Origin of the sequence: Mesorhizobium sp. WSM1293 (assembly GCF_000513875.1) — a bacterium.
In the GTDB taxonomy this organism is placed as follows: Bacteria; Pseudomonadota; Alphaproteobacteria; order Rhizobiales; family Rhizobiaceae; genus Mesorhizobium; species Mesorhizobium ciceri.
This window is the reverse complement of record NZ_AZUV01000010.1, coordinates 224,044-236,236: the sequence shown is the minus strand read 5'-3', so window position 1 is coordinate 236,236 and position 12,193 is coordinate 224,044. Positions and strand designations below refer to the sequence as shown.

The following is a 12,193-nucleotide window of genomic DNA, read 5'->3' as shown; positions in this document are numbered from 1 at the left end:
CCTCTTTTACTTGTTCGTCAGCGCAGCTGGTCGACGGGCCTCGGGGAAGGTTGGAGTTGCAACCTGCCCATTGGAGATAGCGCTTGGATCACCTCCGCATCAGCTGGTCACGATATTGCGCGATCAGTCTCCGCCAACGTCGATGACTGCCTGAGCGAAAGCCTGTGGGGCTTCTTGCGGCAAGTTGTGGCCAATTCCGCCCGTGATGATCCGATGCGCGTATCTGCCTGAAAATTTCTTGGCGTAGGAGCTGCTGTCGGGATGGGGTGCGCCATTGGCATCGCCCTCAAGGGTGATAGTGGGCACCGTGATCATGGGGCTTACGGCCAGCCGCTTTTCCAGGCCGTCATATTCCGGCTCGCCTTGCGCCAAGCCGAGCCTCCAGCGGTAATTGTGGATGACGATGCTGACGTGATCCGGATTGTCGAGGCACGCAGCACTGCGATTGAATGTGGCGTCATCAAAGTCCCATTTCGGCGAGGCGATCCGCCAGATAAGATTTGCGAAATCACGACGGTATCGTTCGTAGCCGGCACGGCCGCGTTCTGTCGCGAAATAGTACTGATACCACCATTGGAGCTCGGCCTTCGGCGGCAGCGGCATCCTGTTTGCCGCGAGATTGCCGATCAGATATCCGCTGACCGAGACAAGGGCCTTGCAACGCTCCGGCCAGAGCGCCGCAATGATGCAAGCTGTGCGCGCGCCCCAGTCATAGCCGGCAAGGATCGCGTTGCCGATCTTCAGTGCATCCATCAATTCGATGACGTCGACAGCCAGCACAGACTGCTGGCCGTTGCGGACCGTCTGACTGGAAAGAAACTGCGTCGTGCCATGACCGCGCGAATACGGAACGATCACCCGATAGCCGGCCATCGCCAACAAGGGTGCGACATCGACAAAGCTATGTATGTCGTAGGGCCAGCCGTGAAGGAGCATAACGACGGGACCGTTGGGCGGACCAGCTTCAGCATAGCCGACGTTCAGCAGGCCGGCGTCGATTTGCCGGAGCGCGAGCGAGGCAGCCGTCGAGCGTTCTGTCGTTGCTCCGTTCAGCGCTGAACCGCCTTGCGCCTTAGCTGAGCGTACTGTCGTGAATTGAGTAGCAGCCAGACCCATTGCAGCAACGCCGACAAAGGCCCTGCGATAGCGATCAATTTCTCCCGGCGGTCTTGGATTTTCCATCCTCGCAACCTCTTCCCCGGCACCATCGGATGCCACCTGTTTTGGCGCAGCATCGGCATCACCTTCATTCATCGGCTTGGCGTTCCCAAACTGCGTGCCTTGGCATGACGCGATTGCCGGGCAGCGTAGAAAGTTGCGTTTGAACACACGGGAAGGGCAAGCTGAGTGGCGCCTCGCCGACCATCCTTACAAATTCGGGGCGTAACCCGTCGCCGCGCTTGGCAGCGAACAGGTGGAGGTTCTGCAGCAACGGAAGCATGGACAAACTCCTTCGCAATGTGTTGTGGCTGAAGGGTGACACGACATGCGGCCGGTCTCGCACTTAGACAAGGCCCTCGCGCTTCATTGCGATGCGAACGGCCGGGCGGGCCGCAATTCTGGCGCGCAGCGCTTCCAAAGGAGCGGGAACAGGGACTTGGAAGCGGGCTGCCCAAAGCAGCATCACGAAAAGGTAGAAGTCCGCCACGCTGGGTTTCTCGCCGAACAGATAATCCGTCTTGAGACCGTTCGCGAAGAGATCGAGTTGCGCCGTAATCGTGGTGCGCGCCTTGGCTTTTTCAGCGTCGCTGCCTCGGTGCCACATGGGTTTGAAGCTTCGGTGTATTTCGGTCGATACGTAAGTCAGCGCTTCGAGAACGCGCGTACGACCCATCGGACCGTCCACCCCCAGAGCCGGGTATTGCGCCGCAATCCAATCGAGGACGGCGATATTCTCTGTCAGAATTTCCCCGTTATCGAGAACGAGAGCTGGCACATACCCCTTGCGCGTGACCGTGGTGAAATCATCGCCGGAGCCCGTTCGTTTGGTTTTGAGATTGACCGTTTCGCGCTCGAAAGCGGCACCGGCCTCCTCCAGCGCGATGTGGTCGGCCAGGCTGCAGGCGAGCGGGCTGTAATAGAGTTTCACGGTTTTATCCTTGTCTAAATCCGGACACGGCTCGCAAATTCGTCGAGCGGAAGCCCACCTGGCTCCGCGCACCGATTATCCTTGCGCGGGGCGTCCAGTGAGGTTCCAGAAACTCTCATTTGCCGTGGAGGACGGCTACGACGCCGACAGATAGGCCTGCCTATGCCGAGGTATGATCAAGCTAAGCAATCGTTCTGCGATTTGCCGCATCCAATGCTGAAATCCTGCTGAAGCGGGAAAGACAACAGCAAGGATTCAGAGCCACCAAGCCTGGCGTCCTCGACAGTCCGGCAGTCCTTCGCTCAGGAATCATAAACGAAAGTATTGGACGCACGGGCCCTTGGCACGATGGCCCACATCCCGCCACGGCCGGCATAGTTCAACTCGAAATGAGCAAGCGCGAAAGGCGAAGGCCGCGGTCGGGTTTCCCCGACCACGCCGACGCACTGAAGCAGCTTTCTAATCAGAGGAGTCCTCATCATGGCCGAGCTTTCCGAAATCGAGACCGGCACTGCCGCATTGCCCGCCGAGGCAATGGCCACGGTCGAAGTCGACGTCTCCTCGCTGATGCCGGGAATGTCGCTGGTCGTGCAATGGCGCGGCAAGCCCGTCGTCGTTCGCAACCGCACCGAGAAGGAAATTGAGGACGGCAAAGCTGTAAGCTTGGCCGAGCTCAAGGACCCAATCGCCCGTAACGCCAATCTGCCGGCCGATGCGCCGGGAATCGACGCCAACCGTACTGCTCCGGGCAAGGAAGCCTGGATCGTAATGGTCCAGGTCTGCACGCATAGCGGCTGCATTCCGGTTGGTCAGCAAGGCGAGTTCGGGGGCTGGCTCTGCCCGTGCCACGGCTCGCAATACGATACTGCCGGCCGCATCCGCAAAGGCCCAGCGCCCGAGAACATGGCGATACCCGTGTTCCGGTTCATTTCCGACACCAGGATCCGTATCAGCTGAGAGGGGGGCATTTCGATGAGCGACAAACATTCGACCTATACGCCCAAGACCGGTATCGAACGCTGGTTCGACGCCCGCCTGCCGCTGCCGAGGTTGGTGCACGATAGCTTCATCGTCTATCCCGTCCCGCGCAATTTGAACTATGCCTATACGTTCGGCGGCATTCTCACGGTCATGCTGGTTTCGCAGATCCTGACCGGGATCATGCTGGCCATGCATTATGCTCCGGATACCGGGCTGGCCTTCGATTCAGTCGAGAAGATCATGCGTGACGTGAATTCGGGATGGCTGCTGCGCTCTCTCCATGCGAACGGCGCCTCCTTCTTCTTCATTGCCGCCTACATCCATATCTGCCGCGGACTCTACTACGGCTCTTACAAGGCGCCGCGTGAGCTGCTGTGGGTGCTCGGTTGCACCAACCTCTTGCTGATGATGGCGATCGCCTTCATGGGCTATGTGCTGCCTTGGGGACAGATGTCGTTCTGGGGAGCCACCGTCATTACCAACTTTTTCACGGCCATCCCACTGGTCGGCGGCTGGCTCCAGCAGCTCCTGCTCGGCGGGTTCGCGGTCGGCAATCCGACGCTGAACCGCTTCTTTGCGCTGCATTACCTGTTGCCGTTTGTGCTTGCAGGTGTGGTGACGTTGCATGTCTGGGCGCTTCACGTCGTCGGGCAGAACAATCCAGCCGGCATTGATGTGAAATCAAAAACCGATGTCGTGGACTTCACACCCTATGCCACCGTCAAGGACGCGTTCGGCATCGTCGTGTTCCTGTTCTTCTTCGCCTATTTCGTCTTCTACCTGCCGAACTATCTCGGCCATCCTGACAACAACACAATCGCCAATCCGCTCAAGACGCCGGCCCATATCGTGCCGGAATGGTACTTCCTGCCCTTCTACGCGATCCTGCGCGCCATCACCTTCAATGTCGGGCCGATCGATTCCAAACTTGGTGGTGTGCTCGCCATGTTCGGCTCGATCGTGGTCCTTTTCGTCGTGCCCTGGCTCGACAGGTCCAAGGTTCGCTCGGCCGTTTACAGGCCCTGGTACAGAGTGTTCTTTTGGCTCTTCGTCACCAACGGCCTGTTTCTCGGCTGGCTTGGTTCGCGGCCGGCCGAAGGGAACTACGTCGTCATGTCTCAGTTGGCGACGCTTTACTACTTCGCCTTCTTCCTGATCGCACTGCCGGTGCTGGGCTTGATCGAGAAGCCACGGCGGCTGCCCAACTCGATCACCGAAGCGGTGCTCGAGAAGAACAAGGGGGTCGGCGGCAAAGGCGCGAGCGCGGCGGCCGGAGACCAGACGTTGATGAGAAGAGGCGATGATCGTGTCTCGCCAGCCGGCCTCGAAAGTCGCCGATAGCAACACGTTTTGGGTCGAGCCGCTGCGTCTAGGTGACGAGACAACTTCATGTCGCGCGCTAGGAACCACGCTGCTAGCTGAAAAACAGGGATTGCGATCATGGTCGATCTGGGTCCGGCGATGAATTTGTGGAACTCACCGCTAATCTACATCGTGTCGCTCGGCCTCGCCGGAATTGTCGTTTGGAACCTCGTTCCGGCACGCTTCGCCAATGCGAGGCTGATCGTCCAACTGGTCTTTTTCCTTGCAATGTCGATCATGGTTCTTGAACTGCGGGTCGTCCCGTACGAGCCCGCACGAGGCGATGAGACAACCAGCGGAGCGATCCTCATCGGATTGGTCAGGCTGCTGTGGTGGGTACATCTTGCTTGGGCGCTAATCGGGTTTGTCCGCATCTATGTCGTGTTCGAGCGAAAGCCGCACGAGGCACGCCTCCTGCAGGATGTCGTGGTCGGCGTCGTTTACACGGGAATGCTCCTTTCGATCCTCGCATTCGTCTTTGCCGTGCCGGTCGGAACGCTCATCGCCACGTCGGGCGTCTTTGCCGTCATGCTGGGTCTGGCGCTCCAGAATACGCTTGGTGATGTATTTTCGGGAATCGCGCTTAACCTCGGCCGCCCTTATGTGCTTGGAAACTGGATCATTCTGAACGACGGAACCGAGGGCCGCGTCGTCGAGACCAATTGGCGCTCGACCCAACTCCTCACCCCGGCCCACAACGTCATCGCACTTCCGAACAGCCTTGTCGCCAAAATCGGGGTAACAAACCTTAGCGGCCCAGACGAGAGCCATGGACTTGCCGTGACGGTAAAGATGTCTCTGACGAAGACGCCGGCTATCATCGTAGACACGATGCGCATGGTCCTGCTGAGCTGCACCTCGATCCTCCAGGACCCCTCGCCCGTGGTAGCCATCACAAGCCTGGATGCGGCGGCAATCGAGATCGAGCTGTCATTTCGCGTCGCCAGCCTTGATCAGCGGATTACAGCTCGGAACGAAATTTTCGATCTCGTCTATCGCCATTCAAGGTCGGTTGGGGTGCTGCTGGCAGCGCCACTTTCGGCTTCGATTGCCGTGACCTCCCCGCCAATCGACGGGACGGCGACCTACCAAGGCTTCGCCGCGATCGACTTGATCAAGGCCATACCGATCTTCTCGGCCCTAACGGATGCCGAGCAGGAGGCGCTTGCCGCGGCGATCTCGGTTCGCAGCTACCGCAAGGGCGACGTCATTGCAGAACAAGGAGAGATGCTGCCATCCCTCATGATTGTTCGGAAGGGCGTGATCGTTCGGCAACATGGCCAAGGCAATGCTAGCATGCAGGAGGTTGGTCGGCTTGCGCCTGGCGACTTCTTCGGCGAGACCGGCCTGCTCGCCGGTATTGGCGAGACGTCGACATTGCGGGCAATGACCCACGTCGAGGTCTACGAGATAGACCAGGAGAGCTTCGCGCCGCTGCTGCTCGACAGGCCCGAGATGGCCGAAGATCTTGCGGCAACCCTGTCGAGGGGGGCTTCGGCTTACGGCGAAACCGGCATCCCCGGCGGCCAGCAGCACGAGAGCTCCAAATTCGCGCTCCTGAAAGCCATTCAGGCTGTCTTCCACACCGCCCTATCGGAGCACGTTCGAGCACGTGGTCGACCAGGCATTCGAAAGGACAGAGATTCATGACCATCCGCCAAAGCGACATCGTCGGCATCGATCCACTCAGGCAGCCTGCTATGCGTGATTTTGCCGACGGTTTGAAGGTACGGCGCGTATTGCCCTCCTCGAACCGCCTGATGATCGGCCCCTTCATCCTGTTCGACCATTTCGGCCCCGCGGTATTCGACGCGGGTCGTGGTTTCGACATGGACCCGCATCCGCATATCGGGATCGCGGCCGTGACCTATCTGTTCGACGGGGAGATCATCCATCGCGACAATCTCGGTGAAGTGCAGGCCATCCGCCCCGGCGAAGTCAATTGGACGACGGCCGGGTCGGGCATCGTCCATTCCGAACGCACGTCGCCAGAAGCCCGAGCGCGCGGAAGCAATCTCTTCGGCGTTCAGGCGTGGGTGGCGCTCCCCTCCCGGCACGAAGAAGTTGCTCCCCACTTTGCACATTATGGCGCTCCCGAAATCCCACGGATCTGTGCCGACGGGGTCGAGTTCACTTTGATCGCAGGGACGTCCGACGGGTTGGTCTCTCCGGCAAGGACGTACTCCGACCTGGTCTGCGCCGAAATCGTGCTCACGGGCAGTGCGCGATATCAGGTGAAACCCGGATATCGCGAGCGTGCGATCTATGTTGTCGCCGGCGAGATTGAAGTCATGGGCCAACTTGGCACGTTCGGTGAAGGCGAATTGATCATGCTGGCGCCTGGCGCTGAGATCGTGCTCGGGGCGCCTGCCTTCCATGCCGCGCGGCTGATGCTGATCGGCGGCGAACCTCTTTCCGAACCACGCTATGTCCATTGGAACTTCGTCTCCTCCTCAGTCGAACGGATTGAGCAGGCAAAGGCGGACTGGCGTGAAGGCCGCTTCCCGGGCGTACCAGGGGAACACGGGTTGATGCCTCTGCCGCAGGAAGAAACAAAGTGGTGACGGTTTCGGCGGCGGCCACATCCGCGGGTCGCCGGGCGGCGTCATGACACCGAGTAGAGTTTGCGCATCGTGCCCTCGTCGATTTGACCATCGAACCAGACGTCGAAGATGGTCTCGAGCAGGAACTCGTCGTTACTTGCTTCGGAAAACAGCGTGAGGGACGCGTGCAATTTCATTGTATCCTCATCACCGAAGACCGCGCGAGCACTTAGATCGGAAAGTCGTTGCAGTTTGCCGACGCATTCCCGATAACGACCGCCCAGTATAGGCGATTGGAGGTAAGCGCCTGCCTCGTCGAGTGATGTGATCGCGTACGGATCGGCTCCAGTGTCGCTTCGCCCGGTAGCCAACGTCGGGAAGATCAACTCCATGTATGGAGTACACATCATGCCTCGACGCAGCATAGCCAGCGCGTCGCCGTACACCAGATCCTGAGCGCTGACGAACCTCTGCAAATTATATTGGTCGTCCATCTCGACTCAGACCTTTTTTGCAAAACAGCTGTATTCGTGCCTGATCACCCTGCAACGACATCCGTGTATTCCGGATGCCTGGCGACGAAGCCGCTCATGAAGGGACACTTCAAGACAGCTTTGCGGCCGGTTTTGCGGAGCAATTCGAAGGTGCCTTGCGCCAACCGCGACGCGATCCCCTGTCCGGAAAATTCCGAAGGCACTTCGGTATGTATCAGCGCAACCTTGCCGTCTTGGAGCGTATAGTAGGCCACTGCGAAGGCTTGACCGGTGACCGGGAGCTCGAACCGATGCTGCCGAATGTTCTCTGTGACCTTTGCATCCATCTCTATCTCTCGATGTGCGTTGCGTGAGGCTGGACGTAGCTTGCCCGATCGCTATCGCATCGCGGGCAACCGTAGCCTGACGGTGGTGCCTGTCCCGGGCGCGCTCTGAATGTCGATGCTTCCGCCTGACTCTTCGGCAAAGCGCTTCACCATCGGCAGGCCGACGCCGCCGAGGCCCTCCGTTTTTGTGGTGAAGAAGGGATCGAATGCGAAGGCAATCGTCTCGGCGGTCATCCCCACACCGTTGTCGGCGGTGGTGATATCCACCTGAGCGGCTGAGGTGCCATCAAAGACCACTGCGGTATCTATCGAGATCAGGCCCCCATTGGGGGATGCGTCGCGCGCGTTGAATACCAGGTTCAGAATCGCGTTCTGCAAACCCAGGCGATTGCACCTCACTGACGGCAAGTCCGGCCTCACTCGAACCTCGAGACGAATCTTGGGGTCCCACGCGCTTCGAATGAGGGTCTCGATTTCAGCCAGGCAGGCGCCGACATTTGCATATTCGCTTTCTCTGCGGCTCTCTCGGGCAGAACTGATAGTCTGGCGGACAAGCGCGCCAGCTCGTTCCAAGGCCGTTCTAGCGCCCGAAATTGCAAGCCCAAGCGTTGGAGCCGCTGAGACGCTCGGGTCACGGGCCAGGTGATTCAACGCTGACGACGCGACCTGGATGAGATTGCCAAGGTCATGAACGATGCCGGCGGTCGCCATCTGGATGGGCAGGCCATCTCGGGGAATCTCGGGCGCGATGTCGAAGACATCCACTTTCACTTCCGAACGAGACATTATAACCCTCATGTTTGCTCAGGCAGAATTCAGTTGCTTGAAGATGGTACAATAGAGGACGGGAGTGGTCGATTAGATCGAGTAAGAAGCCGAACCATACCGCAGTATATGTCCCGCGATCTGCGAACCATCGCCAGTGCGGGACCAACATCTCGCGAGACGGATCTCCCTCTTTCGTGCTCATCGCACCGTCGCGAGATTCTCCTCTATTGGTAGCCAATGCCCCCGATATAGTTGGCGAGCAGCCGCTCCTGGAGTTCTTCCTGTTGGAAGAGCGCCTTCATCGCGTCGCGGATATCAAGGACGCCTATCGGCTTAGCGCCGGCGCCGAGCACCGGTAGGTTCTGGAGCCGCTGTGTTGTCATGGTCTGCCAGACCGAATGCAGGTCGTCATCGGGCCCACAGGATACGAAAGACCGGCTCATCAGCGTGGATACCGGCGCTTCCGCCGGTCCCGAATTCGCCAGATGACGAACAAGGTCGGACTTGCTCAGCACGCCTGCCGCCTCGCCACTGCCATGGCATACGACAACCAGGCCTATGGCCGGCTTGGACAGCCATAGCGCAGCTGCCCGCAGCGACGTGTCGAGGTCGACCGCCGCAAGGCGCGCCGATGTTTCTGGATGTAGACTGTCAATTCGCATGGTGGCCTCCTGAGGCGTCTCGCGGCCGCGGCCGGAGAGATCAGATTCGATGTTTCGCCTACTCTTCGAAGGGAGTGTTCATCACAAAATCGACGGAAGACGGCGCCTTGTAGCCGGCCACAAAGCGCTCACCGAAATCCCGGGCAAAGTTGTCGTAGGTCGTTTCCGGGTTCACCTTGGCGATGTGGCAAAAGCATCGCGTCATCCGCCGCTTCATTTGAAGACGCGGAAATTCGCCGACGATCCTGGCTATCTCGGCGGAAGAGATGAGACTGTATTGCAGGCCGACGACATCAAGGCAGATGCCGGCTGTGCACAGCGCCACCTCGGCTTCCTTGTAGAGGCCAATCGACGGCGTCGAATTGAGAGCGACGCTGTCCCATGTCAACTGAGCACGACGCTCGTCGAAGCCGCCTTGCCGGACGAAGGCGCGGGCCAGATCGGCGCCTTCCACCTCGAAACGGCGCGGCCCGGCGAAGGTCTCGTTGAGCGTGACGTCGTGCAACAGGGTTCCGATGGCAACGACTTCACCGTCGTGCTCGATGTTCTGGACCTGTGCGATGCGGACGGCGAAAAGCCATGATCGAACCACGTGGTTGAACAAATACGGTTCACATAGCTGGCGGGCATGTTCGATCGCCCGGCCGACAAGCGGGGTATCGGGGACCGAAACCCCTGCAAGCGTGCGCCTGGCGATCGCATCCATGTCAGTGCCTTTCCTGCGCCGATTGTGTGTCGGTTTGACGCCCTTACCTTGGCAAGGGCGTTACCAGTTCATTTCGCGTAGGTCGTCAGGTTGGTCTCGTTGGTATCGACGACGAAGACCGCAAGCAGGCGAGCGCGTTCCGTTTTGCTGGCGTTTTCACTGACGGCGTGATGGTCGCCCGGAAATTCCGAGAAGCTTTCGCCTGCACGGTACGTCTTCACGGGCCCACCGTTGACCTGGCTTCGGATCGCCCCCTCCAGCACCGTGGCATAGATGAACGCGGAACTGGGATGGGTATGCGCCGGCGATGTCCCGCCCGGACCGTACACGACGAGCACGGCTTTCAAGCTCTTGCCGGGCACATTTGGAAGGGCGTGGTCGTAGACGAGCTTCACGCTGTCCGCGTCTTTGGCCATTGCTGCGGTGACGGATGCGGCGGCGAGCGCTGCACAGAGGAGTTTCCTGATCATGTCCGATATCCTTGTTGGAATGAGAGCTAGGGAATGCTGGTCTGATGGGTCGCGAACCGGCGTTCAGTTGCTTACGCCGGTGGCGTGTATCGGCTGAGCCAGTCGTCGAAGTGGACGGCGCCGATACGCGCGTTCTCGCCGGGGACAAGCGTTTGATCGTCGATTGCCACTTGACCGTAGTAGAGAGCGCCAGGATCCGAGACGATTTTGCGCGGATCGTTGGTGGCCTTCAGGAAGTGTCCGACTAGTTCGCTCATACGAACGCGATCGGGGCCGGCAATTTCGATCGTGCCGTTCACTGGCGCTGCTAGGGAGACGTCCGCCATCGCATCGGCAACGTCGTCGGCTGCCATTGGTTGGAAGTACGCCGGTGACATGTGGACGGTATCCCCTACGGCGCCGGTGTTTGCGATGGCGGCGGTGAACTCGAAGAACTGTGTGGCGTGCACGATCGTGTAGGGGATAGCGGACTCCTTGATCAGCTTTTCCTGAAGCAGTTTGCCGCGAAAATACCCCATGTCCTGCAGCCGGTCGGTGCCGACCACAGACAGCGCGACGTGATGGCGGACGCCGGCGGCCGCTTCGGCTGCAAGAAGATTACGCCCGGATGCCGCGAAAAATTCGAGCGCGGCCTTTTCCTCGAACGACGGCGAGTTCGCGAGATCGACGACAACCTGTGCCCCGGCAAGAGCGACGGCCAGCCCTTCTCCGGTGACGGTGTTCACTCCCGAATTCGGTGACGCCGCGAGCACGTCGTGTCCCTTCTTGCGCAGTCTTTCCACAGTCTTTGAACCGATCAGCCCGGTTCCGCCGATGACGACGATCTTCATTTCCAATCTCCTTGTTGAGGGTGTTGATTTGCGGGTGTTGGTCGGATGTCAGCTTTACGGCGAGCTACTCGCTGGCCGATGCGGCGTCCTCGATAAGTGAGGTGACCTCGTCGGGGTGCGAGACCATGAGCGCGTGGGAAGCACCCTTGATGACGACTGTCTTCACGGCGTGCGCGCGCTTGGCCATGAAGCTCATGACGGCTGCCGGGATATTTCGGTCATCGGTGCCGTAGATCATGTAAGACGGCAGCGTTTTCCATGAAGCTACGCCCGAGGGCTCGGCCAGGGCTGCCTGCGCGATCGGGCGTTGGGTGGCGGCCATCAGCGACGACTGCTCTTCGGGAACGTCGGCCGCGAACTGGGCTCGGAATTTGTCCGGCTGGATGAAGAGATCCTGGCCGCCGTTCGGCGACGCGACTGGAGCAAGCGCGCTTGCCAAAGTGCTGCCGGGAAACATGCTGGACAACGTGGCGCTCGATTCGCCGGTATCCGGCGCGAATCCGGCCACGTATACCAAGGCCTTCACATTGGGATTGCCGTTGGCGGCTTCGGTGATCACGGGTCCGCCGTAGGAATGCCCCACCAGCACGATCGGTCCGGGAACCGACCGGATGATGGCCGAGACCGCCGCTGCATCGCTGGCGACGCTGCGGAGGGGATTGGCTGCCGCCTTCGCCACATAGCCGTCCCCGCCGAGTTTGGTTATGACCGCGTCCCAACTCGACGATTCGGCGAAGGCCCCGTGCACCAGCACGATCGTCGGCTTGGGCTTCGCTCCGGCCGCCTGCGCCGTTGCGCCACCCGCGACGGCAAGCGCGGCGGCCAGCGCCAGGATTCCAGTGACATTTCGCATTTGCTTTCTCCTTTGTCGGCCTTGCGTTTGACCAATGTGGAGAAGGATGCGCCGATCCGGGGCGCTGACCTATTGTGCGGAATGGTCGGTCATACGATGCCAAGGTGCA

At 59.9% G+C, this 12,193-nt stretch carries 14 protein-coding genes; 4 read left to right on the top strand and 10 right to left on the bottom strand.

The window, feature by feature from the left end:
- Positions 1-123 precede the first annotated feature (123 nt).
- Positions 124-1,182: an alpha/beta hydrolase gene (locus M729_RS0114530; RefSeq protein WP_027161985.1), complete on the bottom strand. Its 1,059-nt coding sequence runs from the start codon at positions 1,180-1,182 to the stop codon at positions 124-126.
- Between the two features lie 322 nt (positions 1,183-1,504).
- On the bottom strand, positions 1,505-2,089 hold the full coding sequence (locus tag M729_RS0114525) for a glutathione binding-like protein (protein WP_027161984.1): 585 nt from the start codon (positions 2,087-2,089) through the stop codon (positions 1,505-1,507).
- Between the two features lie 480 nt (positions 2,090-2,569).
- Between M729_RS0114525 and petA the strand changes: the two genes are divergently transcribed.
- The 4 genes from petA to M729_RS0114505 all read left to right on the top strand — a co-directional run bounded on the left by petA (position 2,570) and on the right by M729_RS0114505 (position 6,996).
- Complete coding sequence (gene petA, locus M729_RS01000000135140) at positions 2,570-3,046, top strand: ubiquinol-cytochrome c reductase iron-sulfur subunit (RefSeq protein ID WP_032808458.1); 477 nt, start codon at positions 2,570-2,572, stop codon at positions 3,044-3,046.
- A gap of 15 nt (positions 3,047-3,061) precedes the next feature.
- Positions 3,062-4,411 carry a cytochrome b N-terminal domain-containing protein gene (locus M729_RS0114515; protein WP_027161983.1) on the top strand — a complete coding sequence of 450 codons (1,350 nt, stop codon included), beginning with the start codon at positions 3,062-3,064 and terminating at the stop codon, positions 4,409-4,411.
- 99 nt (positions 4,412-4,510) lie between these two features.
- Positions 4,511-6,082 carry a mechanosensitive ion channel family protein gene (locus M729_RS0114510; protein WP_027161982.1) on the top strand — a complete coding sequence of 524 codons (1,572 nt, stop codon included), beginning with the start codon at positions 4,511-4,513 and terminating at the stop codon, positions 6,080-6,082.
- A complete protein-coding gene (locus tag M729_RS0114505; RefSeq protein WP_027161981.1) occupies positions 6,079-6,996 on the top strand; it encodes a pirin family protein in 918 nt (305 codons plus the stop codon). The genes M729_RS0114510 and M729_RS0114505 overlap by 4 nt, the downstream gene beginning before the upstream one ends.
- A gap of 41 nt (positions 6,997-7,037) precedes the next feature.
- Here M729_RS0114505 and M729_RS0114500 read toward each other — a convergent pair whose 3' ends face one another.
- The 8 genes from M729_RS0114500 to M729_RS0114465 form a co-directional block, all read right to left on the bottom strand.
- Positions 7,038-7,469: a DUF1810 family protein gene (locus tag M729_RS0114500; RefSeq protein WP_027161980.1), complete on the bottom strand. Its 432-nt coding sequence runs from the start codon at positions 7,467-7,469 to the stop codon at positions 7,038-7,040.
- 44 nt (positions 7,470-7,513) lie between these two features.
- Entirely contained in the window at positions 7,514-7,795 is a 282-nt protein-coding gene (locus M729_RS0114495; protein WP_027161979.1) for a GNAT family N-acetyltransferase, read from the bottom strand.
- Positions 7,796-7,846: 51 nt separating this feature from the next.
- Positions 7,847-8,581, bottom strand: a complete 735-nt coding sequence (locus tag M729_RS0114490; protein ID WP_027161978.1) for an ATP-binding protein — start codon at positions 8,579-8,581, stop codon at positions 7,847-7,849.
- Between the two features lie 206 nt (positions 8,582-8,787).
- The gene (locus tag M729_RS0114485; RefSeq protein WP_013896609.1) at positions 8,788-9,225 is read right to left on the bottom strand and encodes a CBS domain-containing protein; all 438 of its coding nucleotides are present in this window, start codon (positions 9,223-9,225) and stop codon (positions 8,788-8,790) included.
- 58 nt (positions 9,226-9,283) lie between these two features.
- The gene (locus M729_RS0114480; RefSeq protein WP_027161977.1) at positions 9,284-9,931 is read right to left on the bottom strand and encodes a hypothetical protein; all 648 of its coding nucleotides are present in this window, start codon (positions 9,929-9,931) and stop codon (positions 9,284-9,286) included.
- A 68-nt stretch (positions 9,932-9,999) separates the two neighbouring features.
- The gene (locus M729_RS0114475) at positions 10,000-10,401 is read right to left on the bottom strand and encodes a cupin domain-containing protein (RefSeq protein ID WP_027161976.1); all 402 of its coding nucleotides are present in this window, start codon (positions 10,399-10,401) and stop codon (positions 10,000-10,002) included.
- Between the two features lie 71 nt (positions 10,402-10,472).
- A complete protein-coding gene (locus tag M729_RS0114470) occupies positions 10,473-11,231 on the bottom strand; it encodes an SDR family oxidoreductase (RefSeq protein ID WP_027161975.1) in 759 nt (252 codons plus the stop codon).
- 64 nt (positions 11,232-11,295) lie between these two features.
- Complete coding sequence (locus tag M729_RS0114465; RefSeq protein WP_027161974.1) at positions 11,296-12,084, bottom strand: alpha/beta hydrolase; 789 nt, start codon at positions 12,082-12,084, stop codon at positions 11,296-11,298.
- Between the last annotated feature and the right edge of the window lie 109 nt (positions 12,085-12,193).

Bases quoted from the DNA above. Each gene is read 5' to 3' on its own strand.
- M729_RS0114500 (WP_027161980.1), bottom strand. From the start codon at position 7,469: ATGGACGACCAATATAATTTGCAGAGGTTCGTCAGCGCTCAGGATCTG.
- M729_RS0114480 (WP_027161977.1), bottom strand. From the start codon at position 9,931: ATGGATGCGATCGCCAGGCGCACGCTTGCAGGGGTTTCGGTCCCCGAT.
- M729_RS0114510 (WP_027161982.1), top strand. From the start codon at position 4,511: ATGGTCGATCTGGGTCCGGCGATGAATTTGTGGAACTCACCGCTAATC.
- M729_RS0114490 (WP_027161978.1), bottom strand. From the start codon at position 8,581: ATGTCTCGTTCGGAAGTGAAAGTGGATGTCTTCGACATCGCGCCCGAG.
- M729_RS0114505 (WP_027161981.1), top strand. From the start codon at position 6,079: ATGACCATCCGCCAAAGCGACATCGTCGGCATCGATCCACTCAGGCAG.
- M729_RS0114495 (WP_027161979.1), bottom strand. From the start codon at position 7,795: ATGGATGCAAAGGTCACAGAGAACATTCGGCAGCATCGGTTCGAGCTC.
- M729_RS0114485 (WP_013896609.1), bottom strand. From the start codon at position 9,225: ATGCGAATTGACAGTCTACATCCAGAAACATCGGCGCGCCTTGCGGCG.
- M729_RS0114530 (WP_027161985.1), bottom strand. From the start codon at position 1,182: ATGGAAAATCCAAGACCGCCGGGAGAAATTGATCGCTATCGCAGGGCC.
- M729_RS0114515 (WP_027161983.1), top strand. From the start codon at position 3,062: ATGAGCGACAAACATTCGACCTATACGCCCAAGACCGGTATCGAACGC.
- M729_RS0114465 (WP_027161974.1), bottom strand. From the start codon at position 12,084: ATGCGAAATGTCACTGGAATCCTGGCGCTGGCCGCCGCGCTTGCCGTC.
- M729_RS0114475 (WP_027161976.1), bottom strand. From the start codon at position 10,401: ATGATCAGGAAACTCCTCTGTGCAGCGCTCGCCGCCGCATCCGTCACC.
- M729_RS0114470 (WP_027161975.1), bottom strand. From the start codon at position 11,231: ATGAAGATCGTCGTCATCGGCGGAACCGGGCTGATCGGTTCAAAGACT.
- petA (WP_032808458.1), top strand. From the start codon at position 2,570: ATGGCCGAGCTTTCCGAAATCGAGACCGGCACTGCCGCATTGCCCGCC.